The following is a 20,398-nucleotide window of genomic DNA, read 5'->3' on the forward strand; positions in this document are numbered from 1 at the left end:
TATTCGGGAGGAATGGTTTATGGAGCTTTGGGATGTTTATGATGAAAACCGGGTGGCCACTGGAAAAACTCATGTCCGCGGAGTACCGCTTGGAACAGGAGATTATCACCTTGTGTCGGATATCTGGCTTGTAAACGGAAATAAGGAGATTTTGCTCACCAAAAGGCATCCGGATAAGCCCTATGGCCTTATGTGGGAATGCTCCGGGGGCTCTGTTCTTGCGGGTGAAACCAGCATAGAAGGAGCCCTTCGGGAGCTTTCTGAAGAGGTTGGGATCCGGGCGGAAAAAGAACAGCTCATCCTGATTCATGCAATCCGTCTGAAAGAGCGGTTTGTGGACACCTATATCACCAGACAAAATGTTACCATAAATGACATAACCATTCAGCAAGAAGAAGTGGTAGATGCGAAGTTTGTTACGTTTGGACAGCTCCTTGAAATGTGGAAACAGGGAATCGTAGTTCCTAAATCCCGGTTTCTTCTATATAAAGATAGGATCAGGGAATTCATTCAGCCGTCATCATAGGATGACGACGGAATGAGTGAACTCATTTTTCATTTTTATGCGATATTTGTCCTGCACAATGGTCTGATAAATGTGGGAGCAGTAAAAATCCTGGCGGAGCATGGACCAGGCTGCTCCGGAAAGAATGAGTCTTGCATCGGCAGTTTTTGTGATGAGAGGGATGCTCCCTCTCTTTTTTATTTCTCCCATAAGGCCTGCGGAAGTTTTTTTAAAGCCCAAAACCCGGGCATATGGGGCGTAACCGACGTTCCGGCCCAAAACAACCTGTTGGGCAGTGATTCCAAGAGCGATATGGAGAAGAGCCCGGCTGATCCGCGTATAAGTATATTGCCTTGTTTTTAAGTGGTTGATTTTTTCCTCAAATGGAAGGAAATCCGGAAGCTGCCTTAAGAGTCTGGCTGCCAGTTCTTCTGAAACGTCGGCATACTTCTCAAAGGGAATTCCTTCGCAGTCCAATTTAAGCAGGGTAGTATTTAATAAGGCGCTGATATCGTCAGGAAATACTGGAAAGCTCTGGGACATCATCTGTTTTACTGAATCCGGCACCTGGATCAGGGAGGATTCCGCCTGCATCAGCACATCCGGATTTTCATAAATGGCTTTCCGGATTCCGGTGGCTGAACTGAAACCTTCGGAGGCAAGACTGGTATCGTGATATCCATATCCTTTTCTGGATATGGTGACTGGAATCATTGGGCTTTTCTGCCTGTAAAGAGCCTTACAATACTCGATTCCCAGGATGTTATTTGGGGAGGCCAGAATGGAAGCCTCATCCTCATTTAAGATTCCACAGGAAATAAGGGCCAGGTTTCTGGCCTGGGGAAAGGTGGCCCCCCTTTTCAGCTCTCTGCGCAGCTCTTTCGTATAAACAGGGGGTTCTGTGGCTAAAATAGAAGCAATACCGGTAAGTTTTTCCACATTACCGCATTCGCTTCCAAAGCAGACGCTGCCAACCACTCCCAGATTGTTAAGGAGGGCGATCCCACTGGCTGCAAAATCCTCTGCGCTGCTGGAAGCAAAGACAGACGGAAGCTCGATCACCAAGTCGGCTCCGCAAGACAATGCCATGGCTGTTCTTGTATATTTATCATAGATGGCGGGAGCTCCTCTTTGGACAAAATCCCCGCTCATAGCCACGATGCAATAGTCTGCCTGAGACATTTCTTTGGCTTTCCTGATATGGTAGGCATGTCCATCATGGAAAGGGTTGTATTCAGCGATAATACCAACGGCTAGAGAATTTTTGTTTTTCATGTTAAAAGATATCCTTTTTCTTTTTCTTATCCTCTATTATGCGATTGTTTCGCAAAAAATGCAAATTATTTTAGCACAACACTTGAAAATTTTGGCGAATCCAAATAGAATAGAGTGAGAATCGGTGAAAAACATCGATTAAAAGAACAGGAGAATAGATAGGTATGAATTTTATCGTTGAAACATCAGCTCGACATGTACATCTAACTCAGGAACATCTTGAGATTTTATTTGGAAACGGCTATGAGTTAACAAAGAAAAAATCTTTATCCCAGCCAGGACAGTTTGCCTGTGAGGAGAGAGTAACTGTTGTTGGTTCCAAGGGCGAGTTTAAAGGAATTTCCATTTTAGGCCCGGTTAGAAAAGCGACTCAGATAGAGCTTTCCGCAACCGATGCCCGTTCCATTGGAATTGCTGCGCCTTTAAGAGAATCTGGTGATGTTGCCGGCAGCGGTGCATGCAAGATCATTGGACCTGCTGGTGAAATTGAGATAACAGAGGGCGTGATCGTTGCCAAGCGTCATATCCATGCAACTCCTGCAGAAGCAGAAAAGCTTGGTGTTAAAGATGGTGAAGTTGTTTCTGTGAAAATAGACACAGACGGTAGAAGCCTTATTTTCGGAGATGTAGTTGTGCGTGTAAATGAAAATTATGCTTTGGCTATGCACATTGACACAGACGAATCCAACGCAGCAAGCTGTAGCAGAGAACAGTACGGCGAAATTATTAAATAAATGAAGGAGAATCAAAGGAATATGAAAATTTTAGTTATTAACTGTGGAAGCTCTTCCTTAAAGTACCAGCTGATCGATATGGAGAATGAGGGAGTCTTAGCAATAGGCTTATGCGAGAGAATCGGCATTGCCGGTTCCAAGCTGACTCACAAGTCAGAAGGCAATGAGGATATGGTAGTAGAGAAAGAGATGCCGAACCATACCGTTGCTATCAAGCTGGTTTTGGATGCATTGGTTGATCCAAAATACGGTGTAATCAAGGATACCAGTGAAATTTCTGCAGTAGGACACAGGGTTCTCCATGCAGGAACGATTTACAGCGATTCTATCGTAGTAAATGAAGACGTGAAAAAGGTTATCCGTGACTGCTTTGATTTAGGACCTTTGCATAATCCGGCAAACTTAATGGGAATTGAAGCATGTGAGGAAGCAGTACCGGGAGTTCCTAATGTAGCGGTATTTGATACTTCTTTCGGTATGGGTATGCCTGATAAAGCAGCCATGTATGCAATTCCTAATGAATATTATGAGAAATACAGCATCCGCCGTTACGGTTTCCATGGAACAAGCCACAAATTTGTATCCAATGAAGCTTTAACATACTGTGATCTGGATCATAAGAATGGCAAAGTAATCGTATGCCACTTAGGAAACGGAGCCAGCATTTCTGCCTCCATCGGCGGCAAGTGCGTGGATACCAGCATGGGACTGACTCCTTTAGAGGGTCTTATCATGGGCACCAGAAGCGGTGACATCGATCCTGCTGTTATTCAGTTTATCTGCAATAAGGAAGGCAAGAGCGTCAATGAGGTACTGGATATTTTAAATAAAAAATCCGGTATTCTTGGTATGTCCGGCGGTATCTCCAGCGATTTCCGTGATGTGCAGAAAGCACAGGGAGAAGGAAATCATCTGGCTGATATTGCAATCCAGGCATTTATTTACCGCGTGGCAAAATACATCGGTTCATATGTAGCAGCGATGAACGGTGTTGACGCTATTGTGTTTACTGCAGGCGTGGGTGAGAACGATAAGCCGATCAGAGGTGCGGTTTGTGAATATTTAGGATACCTTGGTATTTCTATTGATGCTGAAGCCAATAAGACAAGAGGAAAGCGTATCATGATCTCCACACCAGATTCCAAGGTAAAGGTATGCGTAATTCCTACCAATGAAGAGCTGGCCATTGCAAGAGAGACAAAAGCTCTGGTATAATCCGGGTTAAAACGGTACATGATGTTGTGTATGGGTTACAGTTCAGCCATACATTCATAAGTATGGCCGAACTGTTACTTCAAATATGGAAATATTTGTTGACAAATGTTGCACCCATATGTATAATAACATAGGTGCGTATTAGGAGACTAGTATGCTTATTAATTTAACTGAGTTGTTCACCCTTGAAGGGAAAGAGAAAACTTACACACCCGATCTTGATATGAAAGTCTATCACGGTCCAGGCGGTGATTATGAAGTAGTAGATGCAGAACCTGTGCTGCTGCGGATTATGAATCTTGGAGACAAAAAGCTGGTAGTGGAAGGAAAAGCGAAATTAGCTTTGATCATTCCATGTGACCGCTGTTTGGATCCGGTGCGTGTTGACTTAAGTTTTGATGTGATCCGTGCACTTGATTTAAGTGAAACGGATTCGGGAATTGTTGAAGATTTCGAAGAACAACCATTTATTAATGGTTATAATCTGGATGTAGACCAGTTGGTTTGTGATGAACTCATACTGAACCTGCCTATGAAAGTTCTCTGCAGTGAAGACTGCAAGGGGATTTGTAATAGATGTGGAACAAATCTCAATCATGAGACTTGTGACTGCGATATTAGGTCTGCAGACCCTAGAATGGCAGTCATCCAGGATATTTTTAAAAAGTTTAAGGAGGTGTAACCATGTCTATCTGTCCAAAGAACAAATCTTCTAAAGGAAGAAGAGACAAACGTAGAGCAAACTGGAAGATGAGCGCTCCAAACTTAGTGAAGTGCAGTAAGTGCGGTGCACTTATGATGCCTCACAGAGTATGCAAGGCTTGCGGTTCTTACAACAAGAAAGAAATCATTTCTGTTGAGTAATATTTAAACGAATAAGCTTATAAAGCTGGTGAAATAAGGCTTTCCGGATTACCGGGAAGCCTTATTTTATCGGCTTTTTCATTTTTTGAAAAAGCCTTTATTTTGTTCGATCGCTTTATTCAATGAAATCAATCGGATATTCGCAATCCGCTTCGCAGCTTGATGAGGTTAAACTGGTTCTTCAGAAGAACGTACATTATTTTTCTTTCCCCGGTTGATTTCAAAATCATTTTGGATGACTTTGTTGTATACCGATATGACTTTATAAAAATGATCAATTTCTTCTGGGCTGCATTCTTTTTTTAGTTCCCCCATTGTCTTGGCGATATCGATTGTATCATAAAGTTTATGTGCTTTGCTGAGCTTTACTCCGATTTCTGTAGCATATAGGAGCACATTTTTGGCATTTCCTTCCTTTTTTTCTTTTGTAACTAGTCCCTTTTCAGATAACCGGCTGACTGTTTGTGACAATGCACCTTTTGTTTTATTCCAATAGGAGGCCAGTTCTGTAATGGTTATACCTGGGTTTTCCTCAATATAAGTGAGTGTGTGCGCTTCAATCATGCTGAGCAGGATGCCAAGTCCATAATCATGTGTTGAGATTATATAGTCATTATATCGCATAACAAACTGATAAATACTATTGTGCCTTTCATTTAATGTGTGAAAAGTCTCGTCAATAATACTTTCATTTAAATTTTGGTTCTCTTTCATTTACTCATTCCCTTTTAATTAAATTTTGTGTAAAGTCCATAAAGGTAAACTTACCCAATCATAAGTCTAACACAATAATCCGGAAAAATCAAATAAAAAATCAAAAAAAGGTATAAAAATAGTATAGACATTAAACAAAAATATATTGACAAAGTCCTTGTATACCGATATAATTCAAATGTAAAATAGTTTAGGCATTAAACTAAAAGGAGGGTTTATTAAATGGGAGTCAAAGATTTTTGCAGCAAGTATTATGTAGATCGTATGGGGACAGCTTCCTTAAAATGGGATGCGCTCGATCTACGGTTTGGGGATCCGGATTTGATATCCATGTGGGTGGCAGATATGGAATTTAAGGTACCGGAAGCTGTTGTTGAAGCATTACATAAGAGGGTTGATCATGGCATATTTGGCTATTCTTTCGTGCCGGATTCCTATTATGAGGCTGTTATTGATTGGGAATACAGCCATCATGGTTACAAAATGAAAAAAGAATGGATGCGGATTTCACCCGGAGTTGTGGCGGCTTTGTATTGGGCGGTTAATATGTATACGAAAGAAAATGACTCCGTCATTATTCTTACACCGGTATATTATCCATTCCACAACTGTGTGAAAGACAGCAAACGTAATCTGGTTACTTGTGATTTAAATTATGATAAAGGTATCTATACCATTGATTTTGAAGCGTTTGAAAAGAAAATTGAAGAGAACCATGTAAAGATGTATATTATGTGTTCTCCTCACAATCCAGCAGGCCGTGTATGGACGGAAGAAGAGCTGGAGAAAATGCTGGAGATCTGCGCGCGCCATAATGTTTTGGTTGTATCTGACGAAATCCATCAGGATTTGGTGTTTGGAGAGAAAAAACATATTCCGGCAGCAACTATAGCCAACGGAAAATATGCGGACAATATGATTACTGCCTTTGCAGCATCTAAAACCTTTAATCTGGCAACTTGCTTAACTTCAACGATTGTAATCAAAAATGAGGAATTAAGAAAAACCTGGGATGAGTTCACCAGAGTATTTAATAATGTGGAGGTAAATATATTCGGTATTACGGCAGTGGAGGCCGCTTTAAGAGGGGGTAATGAGTGGTATCAATCCCTGAAGAAGGTGATCTGTCACAATTATCAGATGGTAGTGGAAGAGATGAAAGAGTTCCCGGAAGTTTATATTGTTCCACTTGAAGGAACTTACCTGCTTTTCATGGATTTAAGGAATTATGTAGACATTGAACAAATAAAAGAATTTACACAAAATCAGTGCAGACTGGCTGTCGATTACGGTGAATGGTTCGGTGAGAACTGGAAAGGCTTTATCCGGCTGAACTTAGGAACGACGCCTGAAATAGTAATGAGTGCAATTGAAAGCATAAAGACAAATTTAAGAAAAATTAATAGGTAAATACTGAAAAGTGATTGGAGAGAAACATATGAAAAACATTTGGAATACATATAAATCTTCCGTAATATTACTGGGTTCAATGGTTCTGGGAGGAGTGATCGGTCTTTTCTGGGGGAAAGGCGCAAAAATACTGCAGCCGGTTGCGGACATCTTCTTAAATTTGCTTTACTGTTGTGTTGTTCCCCTGATTTTCTGCTCATTGACTTCGGCGATTGCCAAAATGGAGAATTTGGTGAAACTAAGAAAAATACTGATCACGTTTCTGATTGGCACGATCATAACAGGAGTGATTTCATGTCTTTTCATGGTAGCTGCTGCACTGATATTTGACCCAGCCAAAGGCGCTGTGCTGGATCTGGCAGAAAAGGCGGATAATGTGAATGGCAGCATGAATTTCTTAGGTATGTTTACAGTTAATGATTTTCCACTTTTATTTTCTAAAAGCAATCTGATGGCTTTGATTGTATTTACCGTTATGTTTTCAATCGCAATTATTATGGCTGGAGAAAAAGGAAAGCCGGTTTTGAAACTTATGGAAGGATTGTCCGATATCATTGTAAATGTGATTGGAATCGTAATGAAAATTGCACCGATCGGTTTAGGGTGTTACTTTGCGATCTTAATCGGAGAATATGGAGATCAGGTAATTGGACCTCTTTCCCGTGCCATCATCATTTATTGTGCTGTCATCGTTGTTTATTTTGTTCTTTCACAAACGATCATGGCTTATATTGGTGCCGGTACAGCCGGAGTGAAACGGTGGTGGAAGACCGCACTAGCTCCAACATTAACAGCACTGGGAACTTGTTCCTCAGCTGCAACTCTTCCTCTGAATATGATTCAGGGCAAACAATTGGGGATTCCTGATGATATTGCGGATATTACCATACCGCTGGGAGCAAATTTACATAAAGACGGTGCATGTATTATCCAAATCCTGAAAATTGCTTTTTTGTGCTCTATATTTGGAATTCCTTATGCAACGCCCAGAAATATTATTATGTCCATCGTTGTGGCAGTGATAGCATCTGTTGTCATGGGAGGAATTCCGGCTGGTGGATATGTTGCTGAAATATTTATAATATCCGCATTTGGATTTCCTACTGTTGCCATACCGGTTATGGTATTGATCGGCACCATAACAGATGCTCCTGCTACGGTGGTTAATGTAACGGGGGATACAGGACTTGCTATGGTGATAGCCAGGATCGTCGATGGGAAGGACTGGATGAAAAAGGCTATTGCGAAAGGGGTAATAGACGAATAAAGTAATCTCCGGCCAATAGGGGCCTGACAGGAAAAGATCATTTTTGCTGCTGAGTGCATTAAAAAGGTAAGTATTTAAAGTGTATAAAAACAGGGCTTTTGAATGAGCAATCTTAACCGCAGATGAGGAATGGATGTCGTCACCTATTTATCCAGGCTCAGAAAATAAAATTCAAAGCGGTATGATTTTTCAGATTGATATCATTCCATCCGTACCAGGATATACGGGCGTAAGCGCGGAAGATTGTATTGCCATTGCGGATGAAGCTCTGAGAGTAAGGATTCAGGAAGAATATCCGGGATTATGGAAACGGATACTTCAAAGGCCGATATAGCCGGTGTGGAATGGGAAAGGTGATGCTTTGCGGTGCCAGACTGGTTTCAGCGAATACAATAAGATTTGCCCTTGCGGTGTGGAACCGCAGGGGCTTTTTCTTTCCGGAGATTAGCTGAACTTTGAATTTAGCCTTTATGTTTTAAGAGATTTTTAGTTTCCAGCAACCCTTTATATATACTTCGGATATCCTGACCGGACAGTTGCCTTTCGCTGGTAACGATGGCTGGAGTCTGATGTATTTTTTTCTATAGTAATGCTGCTTAAATCCATCTATCCGGAAGATCTCACATATAGCCAGTTACAGAACAATAGAAAAAGTAAGTGCTTTCATAAACTTGAAACCCTTTATTAATTATATTAAAATCATGCCATGGGATGTCAATATTTGCAATGTTTTATACTATATTTGAAATGAATAATAAAGAATTAGGTGCTATAATTTAAAGAAGTAAAGTGAAAGCGCTTACATTTAAGTAAAAATGAAAACACTTGCACCGGCTTTAAGACCTCATTTATTTAAGAGAAAAAGGTGAAAGGAGAGAAACATGAAAAAGGTGAAACAGTGGGCAACGGCAGGGATGGCGGCTGCTATGGCAGTGTCCTTAAGCGCCTGCAGCGGGAGCAAGAGCGCAAATGAGTCAGCGTCGGTGGCGGCGGAGACGGATTCTGTGACGGCAGGAGAGTATATCCCGTTAAACGTTGAGGACCCCATTGAATTTGCTGGGACTAATATCACGTATCAGGGAAAAACGATTCCTCTCGGTCCAAAGGCAATCTATCTGGATGGTTCCCTGGCCGATGAGACAGCAGGCCGCTATGATTATGTGTACAATGACATAACAGAGGCTTTAAGCGCCCAGGCGTTGACAAATGGTACGGAGCAGGAACCTATGACGGTTTATATTGCGCCATATGTATACTGGATTGACGATCCGGAAGCGTCTGATACTCTGGAAAAAACTGAAGGCTATGAAGTTCCCTACGGTATGGTGGTGGACTGTGAGTGGCTTTCGCTAAAGGGACTTACCCAAGACCCGGACCATGTGGTTTTAGCAGGCAACCGGGGCCAGTCCCATGGCGCCGACGGAAACTATACGATGTTCCGGTTCAATAACAACGGAACCGGACTGCAGGTTCAGAACTTAACGATTGGCAATTACTGCAGTGTGGACTTAGATTATGCACTGAAGCCGGAGTTAAATCATGAGAAACGGACCTCTACCATTACACAGGCCCAGTTGGCAGATTTGTCCGGGGATAGGATGTTTGCGGAAAACTGTAATTTTATCAGCCGTTTAAATCTTCGTCCCATCAATGGCGGAGAAAGAAGCCTGTACAATAACTGCCATTTTGAGAGCACTGATGATGCCATCAACGGAAATGCAGTTTTTGTGGGCTGCGATTTTGATTTTTACGGAAACAGGCCGCTGGCCGAGGCAACAAAAACCGGCTCCGTTTTTTTAGACTGTACGTTTCGGTGTGTGACCTTGACTGTGGAAACAGAGCCTGTGCAGTATTTTACCAAGCGGGGAGGCGCGATAGCGGCAGTGGACTGTACGTATCAGAGCAATTTTGACGTTCCGTTTGAAATTGCCTGGACCAAATATCCGGCAGCTTCTTTAAAATGTTACCAATACAACATCCTGCACAATGGGAACCCCATTACAATTGCAGGGGAGGGCGCACAGGAAACTGTGGATATGACCGGAGCAGAGGTTTTGAAAGCTTACCGGATCGAAGCTGATGGAAAGAGTTACTATAATACCTACAATCTCTTAAGAGGGGACGATCAGTGGGATCCACTGAACGTAAAGGGTGCCGTTACTGCAGCGGGAGCAGACAAGATACCGACGATGCTTACCCTGGAAACATCGGAAGATGTGATTGTATCCGGCAGCAATGAGGCGGTTATTTCCAGCAAAGTGCAGTATTTCTATCAGACGGAAGAAACGGGCAGCGCTGTGACCTATACAATTTCCGAAAAAGATGGGGCTTATGCGACGCTTACAGATCATAGTAACGGTACATGCACCATTCAGGGAATCAATGAAGAGGACGAGACAAAGCAGATTATTGTTCACGCAAAGACGCCGGAGGGGCTGGAGGCATCTTTGGAACTGACCGTTAAGCCAAGTGTTTTGGAGCCGCCGTCTTTCTCAAAGAAATTGACGGTTCAAAAAGAGAAGGAGGGCTATCTGACGGCTGAATATGGCCTGGATCTGGGAGACAGGGAAGACCAGTCAGTGATTTCCTGGTACCGCAGCCAGGATACAGCAGGAAGCAACCCGATTCTGGTGGCTGTTTCAACGCAGGATCAGCCGAAATACGAATACCGGCTTACGGCGGGGGACATCGGCAGCTATCTGACCGCAAAGGTGGAGCCAAAGCACATCCGGAGCAATCCGGGATCAGCCATGTCAGCCATGTATCCAGACAAAATCACGGCAGCAGATGTGACGGCCCACAATTTCCACACCGATTTTTCTGATTTTCCGGTTGTCCGGCAGACGGAGATTAAGCCTGGATACTGGACCGTGGATGCGTTCCAACCGGCTGACATGAAGGATTACAGCGGCTGGAAGGGGGAAGATACCGATCAGCCCTGGATTTATGGTGAGACAGGAGACGGCAGCGTAGGAATGGGTATTTATCAGGGAACCCAGGGTGTGCGGCTTATGTATACACCTGTAGCAGGAACGTATGGCAGCATGGGCTTCAAGCTTTTGGCGGATCCGGCAAAAATTGCGGGTCAGGGCTTCGGGAGCGCAGGCCAGTATATGGACCTGTGCATAAAGTTTGACACGGAAACACTGACCGGCTATGGTCTGCGGATTATCCGCACAGAGGCAGCCTCCAATGCCTGCACCTTTGTTCTTGTCCGGTATGAGAATGGACAGGTAAGCTACATATCTGATGAAGTCCTTTCATCCTGCTATCTGACCGGCTGTAAAATTACAATGAAAGCAGAGGGGACGAAGCTGACTGCCCATGTGGAAACCAAGACTCCCCAACTGGCAGATCAGGCAAAGGATGGATATATTCATTCGGTGGATTTGAGCGGAGCGATAACAGAGAACGGTTTTGGCGGCGTGAGCCTATTGCATACCGGGACCACAGGCTCAGGTGGCTGGCAGAATACGACCATGCTGCATGAACTGGATGTGGAGTGGCTGGGGGAGAATCCTCAGAATCCATAGATGAAATGGTACCCTGACAGTTTGGCACAGTAAAGTGGCTGTGTTTGACTATCAGGGTACTTTTTATGATATGATGCGGTAATCTGGTACTATTTTCTGATTATACGATAAAAGTCCTAAATCATTTGTAAAATACGATAAAAAAAGCTTTACATTCACTGTTAAATATGTTAATATGCATATGTAACCGGTTACATAAAGGAGATTCTAAAAATGAATATACGGGATATTGCCAAAAAAGTAGGTGTTTCTTCTGCGACAGTGTCTAGAGTGATTAATCAGTCCGGATATGTAAAGGACGAAACGAAGCAGAAGGTTTTAGCGGCGATTGAAGAAGCGGATTTCGTACCGAATGCCATTGCAAGAAGTTTAAGCACCCGTGACTCTTCCAGTATCGGTGTTATTGTTCCGGATATAGCCAATGAGTTTTTTTCCAGTGTGATAAGCGGAATGGGAGAGATAGCGGTCAATAACCAGTATAACATTGTTTTGTTTGATACAGGTGAAATGCAGGAAAGAGAACATCAATACCTTCAGATGGCAGAAGGCCAAAGACTTTCCGGTTTGATTATTACCCCGGTTTCCGAGCTTGATATGGTGACTCGGGATAAGCTGATACAATTTGAAAACAAAGGAATTCCGGTGGTTTTAGTTGACCGAAATATTAAAAATTCCAGTCTGGATGGTGTTTTTGTAGAAAATGCCGCCGCTGCTTATAAAGGAGTGGAAGCCCTGATCCATGCCGGCCACCGTAAGATCGCAATCATTACAGGTCCCAGCACCTCTATGCCGGGCAAGGACCGGTTAAAGGGATATAAGGCCGCCTTAATCGATTATAGGATAGAACCTAAGGAAGATTATATTGTATCCGGAGATTTCAAGATCATCAAGGCCTATGAACGGACAAAAGAATTGCTGCGGCTTCCGGATCCGCCGACTGCAATTTTTGCCTCTAATAACCAGACCAGTCTGGGAGTCCTTAAGTATCTTACCGAGCAGAAGCTTAAAATAGGCAGGGACATATCAATGGTAGGCTTTGACCAGATTGAATCTCTTAAAATAATCGATTACAGGCTGTCAACCATCGAACGTGATGCAAAGAGGCAGGGATATGAAGCTATGGCAATGCTGATTGACAAGCTGTCCCATAAGGAGAGTAAAAGCTCCGGCAGAAAAATCTTTGTTCCGTATCAGGTGGTGCTTCGCGGGTCAGAATTAATAAAATAGGCTGCGGTTAGCAGTTTATTTTTACCCCGGATATGTAACCGGTTACATATCCGGGGCATAGAGAAGGAAAGAAAAGAGGAGAAGAAAATGGAAATCGCAAAATTAGTGGATCACACAATGTTAAAGGCAGATGCCACATCAGAAACAATTAAAAGATACTGTTCAGAAGCAAAAGAATATGGATTTGCATCGGTGTGCGTGAATACTTGTCAGGTACCTCTCGCAGCAAAGGAATTAAAAGGCAGCGGTGTCGCAGTTTGCTGCGTGGTAGGTTTCCCTCTGGGCGCTATGATAGCTTCTGCAAAAGCGTTTGAGGCCGCCGAGGCAGTGAAGGCAGGGGCAGATGAAGTAGATACGGTAATGAACATCGGCGCCATGAAGGATAAAAATTATGATCTGGTGCGTGACGATATAAAAGCAGTTGTAGAAGCCTCTCAGGGGAAAGTTGTAAAAGTTATTTTAGAGAACTGCCTCTTAACGAAAGAAGAAATTGTAAAAGCCTGCGAGCTTTCTATAGAAGCCGGAGCAGATTTTGTAAAGACATCCACAGGTTTTAGCACAGGCGGTGCCGTAACTGAGGATGTAGCACTTATGAAGCAGACCGTAGGAAGCCGGGCAAAAGTAAAGGCAAGCGGAGGAATCCGTACACCGGAAGAGGCACGGGCCATGGTAGAGGCCGGCGCGGACCGGATAGGAGCAGGCAACGGAATCGCCTTGCTATAAGAAGAAGGAGAAGGATTATGGGGAAAAAAGTAACAGTTTTCGGAAGCTTTGTAGTGGATCTGATGGGAAGAAGCCCCCATCTTCCGGTCCCGGGAGAGACCGTTAAAGGAAGTTTTTTTAAAATGGGTCCGGGCGGTAAGGGATTTAATCAGGGGGTAGCTGCCCATAAGGCAGGAGCTGATGTGACTATGGTAACGAAGCTTGGGGAGGATGCATTCGCAGATGTGGCCTTAAATACCATGAAAAGCCTGGGAATGGACACAAAGCGGATATTCCGTACCGAACAGACAGAGACCGGCTGTGCGCTGATCATGGTGGATGAAAACACCAGCCAGAATGAAATTGTTGTCATTCTGGGCGCCTGTGACACGATCACAGACGAAGAAGTAGAATCTATATCAGACCTGCTGGATCAGTCGGAATTTTTGCTGACTCAGCTGGAAACCAATATTTCTTCCGTGGAAAAAGTAATTGATATCGCATATGAGAAAGGCGTAAAAATCATTTTAAATACGGCTCCTGTACAGCCGGTCAGTGACAGCATTTTAAGTAAAGTGGATTTAATCACGCCTAATGAGGTAGAAGCTGAGATATTAACCGGGATACCGGTGGATGGGGAAGAAAATGCAGGAAGAGCTGCAGATTACTTTTTTGAAAAAGGGGTTAAAAATGTACTGATCACCTTAGGGGGAAAAGGTGTTTACTTAGCAACTCCAGAGAAGAGGGGCATCCTGCCGGCTTACCGGGTAAGTGCAGTTGATACGACCGGTGCCGGCGATGCATTTAATGGCGGCCTGGCGGCAGCCCTGGCAGAAGGAAAGGATCTATGGGAGGCGGCAGCTTTTGCCAATGCATTAGCCGCTATTTCGGTACAGAGGATCGGTACCACACCGGCCATGCCTGACCGGGAAGAAATTGACTCATTTATCAGAGAGCAGAAGAAGGAGGAGCGGTCATGTTAAAAACAGGAATTTTGCACCCTCAATTAGCAAGAGTCATGGCAGAACTCAGGCATATGGATATGCTGGTAATCGGAGATGCCGGACTTCCTGTTCCTAAGGGAGTGGAACGGGTGGACTTGGGCTGGAAGCCGGGAAGTCCTGCTTATCTGGAGGTACTGGAAGAAATAGAAAAGTATATGGTAACGGAAAAGGCTATATTTGCAGAGGAGGCACTTGCAGTAAGCCCTGAGCTACATAAAAAGGCACTGGCTCTCCTGCCGGAAGGAATTCCGGTGGAGTATGTGCCCCATAAGGAGTTAAAAAAGATAACTGAGGGGGCCAAGGCAATCATCCTGACAGGCGAATTTACAGGCTATACCAACGTAGTATTGGTCTCAGGATGCGCATATTGACCGGAATCAAAGGGGAAGTGGTGAAAACATATGGGAGGAAGGTTAGTTTTAAAACTGGAATCAATCGTAAAGACGTTTCCCGGTGTCAAGGCTCTTGACGGGGTTCATCTGGAGATTTTTGAGGGAGAAGTCCATGCCCTGTGCGGAGAAAACGGGGCAGGAAAATCTACCTTGATGAAAATAATCGCGGGAGCACAGCCTTATACTTCCGGTGCCATGTATCTGGATGGGAAAGAAGTGGTGTTTCATTCCGCCAAAGATGCGGAAAAACATGGGATCGCCATGATCTATCAGGAATTTAATATGGTTCCGGAACTGTCGGTAGCAGAAAACATGTATCTTGGAAGACTTCCTGTAAATCCATTGGGGAAAGTGGATTGGAACAGGCTGTACCGGGAGGCGCAGGAGAATCTGGATCATCTGGGCTTAAAGTTCAGTGCAAAGACGAAGGTCAGAAATCTGTCAGTAGCAGAGGCTCAGATGACGGAGATTGCCAAATGCCTGACCATCGGGGCAAAAATCATTATTATGGATGAACCCACCGCAGCGTTGGCAGAAGAGGAAATCCAGATTCTCTTCCGGGCAATTGAGGAATTAAAGAAAAAGGGAATTGCAATCATTTACATTTCCCACCGCATGGATGAGATTTTTCGGATTTCAGACCGTCTTACCGTTTTCCGCGACGGAAAATTCGTTGCATCAAAAACCATTGGAGAGACGGATTATGATGATGTGGTATCCATGATGGTGGGACGCAATGTATCCAATCTGTATCCGGTCAGAGATTACAAAGCCCAGGAAGTGGTATTTGAAGCCAGGAAAGTAAACAGCCGCGGGGTCCATGATGTCAGCTTACAGCTTCACAAAGGGGAAATTTTAGGGATCACAGGTCTTTTGGGCGCCGGTACCATAGAACTTTCCAAGCTGATTTATGGTGCCATTCCAATGGACAGCGGAGAAATTTACGTACATGGTAAAAAGAAGGATTGTTCTTCTCCCAGAAAAGCATTAGAAGCAGGAATCGGGTTTGTCTCGGATGACAGGAAGCAGGAGGGGCTTGTTTTATTAAGAAGCATCAAAGAGAATATCTCCATGTCTTCTCTGAAAAAGCTGACCAAAGGATTCCGGCTGGATAACAGGCTGGAAATGGACCGTGTAAAGGAACAGGTGAAAGCGCTTAATATTAAAGTCAGTTCTGCACAGCAGCTTGCCGGAAAGTTAAGCGGCGGAAACCAGCAGAAAGTAGTGTTTGCAAAGGTGCTTTTAGCGGATTCTGATATTCTGATTTTAGACGAGCCCACACGGGGAGTCGATGTGGGGGCCAAGGCGGAGATTTATGCCATTATGAACAAGCTGACGGAAGCGGGCAAGAGCATCCTTGTAATTTCTACGGATCTTCCGGAATTGATTGGGGTCAGTGACCGCGTCATTGTTATGCGGGAAGGACGAACGGTGTTAGAAATCTCCAAACAGGAAATGAATCAGGAAAAAATATTAGCACATGCGTCTGGAGGGGTAAGTGAAAATGAATCAGAAAACTAAGAAACGGTTAATCAACCAAATTAATATATATCGCTCGGTTTTGATCTTACTGGTAATCTGTATCTTTGCCGCCTTTTTGTCAGAAAGCTTTTTAAGCGTTTCCAACCTGTTTAATGTTTTTAAGCAGGTGACAGTTGCCGGCATCATCGGATGCGGTATGACCTTTGTGATCCTTACCGGCGGAATCGATTTGTCCGTAGGTTCCATTCTGGGGTTTGCCGGGGTTGTGGCCTCCGGTGTGCTGGCTTCCACCGGCAATACCTTTCTGGCGGTGCTTACAGCAGTCGCAATCGGAATTACCTGCGGAATCGTAAATGGATTTTTTATTTCCCAGTGCGGGATTCCTCCGTTTATCGCTACCCTTGGCATGATGACCCTGCTTCGGGGCTGCGTTTTGGTCTACACCAAAGGTTCTCCCATTCCGGTCAAGGTAGATTCCTATAAGTTTATTGGAAAAGGTACGGTTCTGGGGGTTCCGGTGCCTGTTATTATACTGATCGCTCTTTTCCTGCTGGCACATTACATTTTGACACAAACCAGCTTTGGACGCAGTATTTACGCATTTGGCGGAAACCGGGAAGCAGCCCGTTTATCTGGAATTTCCGTTAAAAAGACGGAGTGGATGGCTTATATCATTAATGGCTTTTTAAGCGGTATTGCAGCAGTGGTTTTAACAGCCAGACTGGGGTCTGCACAATCCACCAGCGGACAGGGGATCGAGATGGATGCCATTGCGGCGGTCATACTTGGAGGTACCAGCTTAAGCGGGGGAACCGGATTTGTACTGCCAACTGTGGTAGGTGCTATGATCATGGGAATTATCGATAATATTCTTACGCTTATGAACGTAAATCCCCATGCCACCAATATTGTAAAAGGCGCAGTTGTACTCATTGCAGTTCTGGTGGACAAAAAGGTCAAGGATTTATCTGCGAAAGCAGAATAAATAAAACTATTAATGTAAAAAAGAAGGGAAGGTAAAAGATTATGATCAAAAGAAAACACATGGCAGCAGTAGCAGCCGCAGGGCTTGTCCTTGCATCTCTGGCAGGATGCAGCAGCGGAGAGAAGGCGTCTGAAACCAAGCAGGAGACCGCACAGACGGAAGCAGCTACGACAACAGCGGAAGCTGCGGCAGAGGCTAAGTCAGGAGAAAAGAAATACGTAATAGGACTTGCTATGAATACTCAGACAAATCCATTCTTTGTGGATGTAAAAGACGGGGTACAGAAAGCCGCAGACGAATTAGGAGTAGAACTTTATATTACAGATGCGCAGGATGACCCGGCAATTCAGATGAAGGACGTAGAAAACCTGATCACCAAAAAACCGGACTGCATCATCATTGATACGTGTGATTCGGATGCAATCGTATCTTCTATAGAAGCATGCAACGAGGCCGGTATCCCGGTGCTTACCATGGACCGTGAGGCAAGCGGCGGAGAAGTGGTTTCTCATATCGGTTACGATGCCATCAAATCGGGAAAGCTGGCCGGAGAGTATCTGGTGGACACACTGGGAGGCAAAGGAAATATCGTAGAAATTCAGGGTATTATGGGAACCAATGTGGCTCAGAGCCGTTCCAAGGGCTTTAACGAAGTTATAAGCCAGAATCCTGATATGAAGATCGTTGCCTGCCAGGTTGCAGATTTTGACCGTGCCAAGGGTATGAGCGTAATGGAAAACATCCTTCAGGCCAACGACCACATCGACGGATTATATGCAGCCAACGATGAAATGCTTCTTGGAGCTTTGGAAGCGATCGAAGCTGCCGGCCGTCTGGATGAGATTACCATGATTGGCTGCGATGCCATTGATGACACCATTGAAGCCATTAAAGCTGGAAAGGTTAATGCAACGATTGCAGAACCGCCTTTCTTCCTTGGAAAAGCGATTTTAAACTCTGCATACAATTATCTGCAGGGCAAAGACGTTGACAAGTATGTGATTCTGGACAACGAACTGGTGACTGCTGATAACGTAAATGATTTAGTTACAAAAGAATAATCGATATTTTTATTAGCTGCGGCATCAGACCGGATTGATGGGTCTGATGCCGCAGCTTTTTAAGTGGCGTGTCAATATTTGTAAATTCTGAAAAGATTTTCGTTATTGTTTGTGATATAATTTCTACAGTTTTTAATAATGATGAGACGCATTCAAAAATATGAGACAGGAGGTGTTGTCATGATTATATCACTTGATCCAAAGACCGTAGATAAATTAACAAAAACTGAGCTTGAAATCGTAAATTTTATTAATACTCATGAAGATACCCTTCCTGAGATGTCAATTGTAGATATTGCATTTGAAACCTATTCTTCTCCCTCCACCGTTTCCAGAGCAATCCGGAAGTGCGGATTAAACGGATTCAATGAGCTCCGGTACCGCTCCGTTAATAAGGCAAAGAGTGAGGAAATACAAGGCATAAATGAGATTCTCAATAAAACCCTTATTGAGGCACAGAAAGTTCATGAACGTATTTCCCTTACCGATGTTCTGGAGATTATCAAATGCCTGGATTCTGCCCGGCAGATATCGGTTTTCGCAAGAGGGCCGACAACCTATGTTGGGCAGGAGTTTTCTTTAAAGCTTCAGCTTCTGGACTATGATGTCTTTTACACAGACGATCCCAACATCATGCAGGTAAAAGCTTCAAAACTAAAGGCAGACGATGTTTTGTTTCTCTTATCTTTAAACGGAGAAACTCCGGAACTGATCGCTTCTGCATTTACAGCCTTTCTCCGTGGAAACCGTGTGATTACCTGTTGCTGCAATGAGAAGTCCAAGCTGTTGTTATACAGCAATTATTCCCTTATCGGATATAAGCATTCCCATCAGGCAATCAAGGAATTTGAAGTCTCATCAAGAATTGCATTGCATATGATTTGCAGAATTATCATTGATTACATATCAACCTATCGCAAGAAATAACAGGGCGGATGAAAAATCCGGCCCTTTTTTTGTGTCTTTGGCTTGCTGGGTTTTCAATTTCTGAAAAGATTTTCATGGGATTTCTATATATAATGGCAAATGAGCAGAAGTTCTGAAAAAAGGTGAGGTGCAATAGAAGATGATCTATACTTTGACTACAAATCCTGCGATTGATATGAATATTTCAACCAATGGGATACAGGCAAAAGTAGTAAACCGGACATATGGTGCTGTTTATACTCCCAATGGCAAGGGGCTGAATGTAAGCTATTGTTTGAAACGGTTCCATATCCAATCGAAAGTTCTTGGCTTTTTCGGAGATTTTTCAGGAAAATATATCGTTGAAGAAACTCAGAAGAAATCCATTGAAACCTTTCCGGTCTGGGTGGATGATATCACACGGATTAATATTTTTATAAACGATGGGAAAGAGGAATACAAGTTTGTAAATGAAGGGTCCTATGTATCTGACCGGAAGCAGGAGGATATGCTCCGGGTTATGAACGGACTTATTGATTTAGATACGCTGGTAATCAGCGGAAGCCTGCCAAAGGGGATCGGAAACCAGTTTTATGATGAGGTAATGGAAATCTGCAGAAAAAAACAGGCAAAGGTGATCATAGATATCAGTTCCGATTACTTAAAGGACTTGATGCATTACCGGCCATACTTAATTAAGCCCAATGATGAGGAAGTAAAAGATATCTTTGGAATCATTATGCGGGATGAAGCTGATATGGTTGATGCCCTCCACTATCTGCACGAGAAGGGGGCACAAAATATCCTTATTACACTGGGGGACCAGGGATCCTATTTTTATAATGGAAAAACCGTTTTTTTTGCAGGTACAAAGAACGTTGAACTGGTCAGCTCTGCCTGTGCGGGAGATGCGTGCCTTGCCGGATTTTTAAGCGTATGGCTTGATCAGCCGGGGGAGGTAGAACAAGCATTAAAGCGTTCTGCGGCAGTAGGAGCAAACGTGGCTGAGAGCAACGGATTGGGCCCCATGGATAAGATAGATGATTATGAGAAGGAAATTGATGTAAGAAGGGTGGAATGAACATGAGACTGTTACCTGATTGTCACAAGAATAGGAGAGAG

20 protein-coding genes are annotated in these 20,398 nt (G+C 43.8%); 18 read left to right on the forward strand and 2 right to left on the reverse strand.

Features of this window, described 5'->3' with window-relative positions; all coding sequences use genetic code 11:
* Positions 1 to 19: 19 nt before the first annotated feature.
* Positions 20 to 526, forward strand: coding sequence for an NUDIX hydrolase (locus RT269_RS13935; protein ID WP_313183443.1), 507 nt, complete (start codon positions 20 to 22; stop codon positions 524 to 526).
* On the opposite strand, the gene RT269_RS13940 is transcribed toward RT269_RS13935, so the two are convergent.
* A complete protein-coding gene (locus tag RT269_RS13940; RefSeq protein WP_313183444.1) occupies positions 521 to 1,780 on the reverse strand; it encodes a tRNA(Met) cytidine acetate ligase in 1,260 nt (419 codons plus the stop codon). The genes RT269_RS13935 and RT269_RS13940 overlap by 6 nt on opposite strands.
* Before the next feature lie 164 nt (positions 1,781 to 1,944).
* On the opposite strand from RT269_RS13940, the gene RT269_RS13945 reads away from it, so the two are divergent.
* From RT269_RS13945 to rpmF, 4 genes are all read left to right on the forward strand, one after another.
* A complete protein-coding gene (locus RT269_RS13945) occupies positions 1,945 to 2,514 on the forward strand; it encodes a phosphate propanoyltransferase (RefSeq protein ID WP_313183446.1) in 570 nt (189 codons plus the stop codon).
* 21 nt (positions 2,515 to 2,535) lie between these two features.
* Entirely contained in the window at positions 2,536 to 3,729 is a 1,194-nt protein-coding gene (locus RT269_RS13950; protein ID WP_313183447.1) for an acetate/propionate family kinase, read from the forward strand.
* Between the two features lie 154 nt (positions 3,730 to 3,883).
* Positions 3,884 to 4,411 (forward strand): YceD family protein, encoded by a 528-nt coding sequence (locus RT269_RS13955; protein ID WP_054791794.1) that lies wholly within the window; start codon positions 3,884 to 3,886, stop codon positions 4,409 to 4,411.
* Positions 4,412 to 4,413: 2 nt separating this feature from the next.
* Positions 4,414 to 4,593 (forward strand): 50S ribosomal protein L32, encoded by a 180-nt coding sequence (gene rpmF / locus RT269_RS13960; RefSeq protein ID WP_013272565.1) that lies wholly within the window; start codon positions 4,414 to 4,416, stop codon positions 4,591 to 4,593.
* Between the two features lie 168 nt (positions 4,594 to 4,761).
* On the opposite strand, the gene RT269_RS13965 is transcribed toward rpmF, so the two are convergent.
* On the reverse strand, positions 4,762 to 5,307 hold the full coding sequence (locus RT269_RS13965; RefSeq protein WP_313183450.1) for a MarR family winged helix-turn-helix transcriptional regulator: 546 nt from the start codon (positions 5,305 to 5,307) through the stop codon (positions 4,762 to 4,764).
* Between the two features lie 222 nt (positions 5,308 to 5,529).
* Between RT269_RS13965 and RT269_RS13970 the strand changes: the two genes are divergently transcribed.
* The 13 genes from RT269_RS13970 to RT269_RS14030 all read left to right on the forward strand — a co-directional run bounded on the left by RT269_RS13970 (position 5,530) and on the right by RT269_RS14030 (position 20,357).
* On the forward strand, positions 5,530 to 6,717 hold the full coding sequence (locus RT269_RS13970) for a MalY/PatB family protein (protein WP_313183451.1): 1,188 nt from the start codon (positions 5,530 to 5,532) through the stop codon (positions 6,715 to 6,717).
* Positions 6,718 to 6,745: 28 nt separating this feature from the next.
* On the forward strand, positions 6,746 to 7,984 hold the full coding sequence (locus tag RT269_RS13975) for a dicarboxylate/amino acid:cation symporter (RefSeq protein WP_313183453.1): 1,239 nt from the start codon (positions 6,746 to 6,748) through the stop codon (positions 7,982 to 7,984).
* 133 nt (positions 7,985 to 8,117) lie between these two features.
* Positions 8,118 to 8,318 carry a hypothetical protein gene (locus RT269_RS13980; protein WP_313183454.1) on the forward strand — a complete coding sequence of 67 codons (201 nt, stop codon included), beginning with the start codon at positions 8,118 to 8,120 and terminating at the stop codon, positions 8,316 to 8,318.
* Between the two features lie 547 nt (positions 8,319 to 8,865).
* Positions 8,866 to 11,517, forward strand: a complete 2,652-nt coding sequence (locus tag RT269_RS13985) for a hypothetical protein (RefSeq protein WP_313183455.1) — start codon at positions 8,866 to 8,868, stop codon at positions 11,515 to 11,517.
* 213 nt (positions 11,518 to 11,730) lie between these two features.
* Positions 11,731 to 12,744 (forward strand): LacI family DNA-binding transcriptional regulator, encoded by a 1,014-nt coding sequence (locus tag RT269_RS13990; RefSeq protein ID WP_313183456.1) that lies wholly within the window; start codon positions 11,731 to 11,733, stop codon positions 12,742 to 12,744.
* 87 nt (positions 12,745 to 12,831) lie between these two features.
* Positions 12,832 to 13,467 carry a deoxyribose-phosphate aldolase gene (gene deoC, locus RT269_RS13995; protein WP_313183457.1) on the forward strand — a complete coding sequence of 212 codons (636 nt, stop codon included), beginning with the start codon at positions 12,832 to 12,834 and terminating at the stop codon, positions 13,465 to 13,467.
* 17 nt (positions 13,468 to 13,484) lie between these two features.
* A complete protein-coding gene (gene rbsK, locus RT269_RS14000) occupies positions 13,485 to 14,429 on the forward strand; it encodes a ribokinase (protein WP_313183459.1) in 945 nt (314 codons plus the stop codon).
* A complete protein-coding gene (gene rbsD, locus RT269_RS14005; protein WP_313183461.1) occupies positions 14,423 to 14,821 on the forward strand; it encodes a D-ribose pyranase in 399 nt (132 codons plus the stop codon). Before rbsK ends, rbsD begins: the two co-directional genes overlap by 7 nt.
* 30 nt (positions 14,822 to 14,851) lie before the next feature.
* Positions 14,852 to 16,363, forward strand: coding sequence for a sugar ABC transporter ATP-binding protein (locus tag RT269_RS14010; protein ID WP_313183463.1), 1,512 nt, complete (start codon positions 14,852 to 14,854; stop codon positions 16,361 to 16,363).
* Positions 16,347 to 17,309, forward strand: a complete 963-nt coding sequence (locus RT269_RS14015; RefSeq protein ID WP_313183465.1) for an ABC transporter permease — start codon at positions 16,347 to 16,349, stop codon at positions 17,307 to 17,309. Before RT269_RS14010 ends, RT269_RS14015 begins: the two co-directional genes overlap by 17 nt.
* Positions 17,310 to 17,350: 41 nt before the next feature.
* Positions 17,351 to 18,370, forward strand: a complete 1,020-nt coding sequence (locus RT269_RS14020; RefSeq protein ID WP_331664162.1) for a substrate-binding domain-containing protein — start codon at positions 17,351 to 17,353, stop codon at positions 18,368 to 18,370.
* Positions 18,371 to 18,550: 180 nt separating this feature from the next.
* Positions 18,551 to 19,297 (forward strand): MurR/RpiR family transcriptional regulator, encoded by a 747-nt coding sequence (locus RT269_RS14025; RefSeq protein ID WP_313183467.1) that lies wholly within the window; start codon positions 18,551 to 18,553, stop codon positions 19,295 to 19,297.
* A gap of 139 nt (positions 19,298 to 19,436) precedes the next feature.
* Positions 19,437 to 20,357, forward strand: coding sequence for a 1-phosphofructokinase family hexose kinase (locus tag RT269_RS14030; RefSeq protein WP_313183469.1), 921 nt, complete (start codon positions 19,437 to 19,439; stop codon positions 20,355 to 20,357).
* The last annotated feature ends 41 nt before the right edge of the window (positions 20,358 to 20,398 follow it).

Origin of the sequence: Lacrimispora sp. (assembly GCF_032078915.1) — a bacterium.
In the GTDB taxonomy this organism is placed as follows: Bacteria; Bacillota; Clostridia; order Lachnospirales; family Lachnospiraceae; genus Lacrimispora.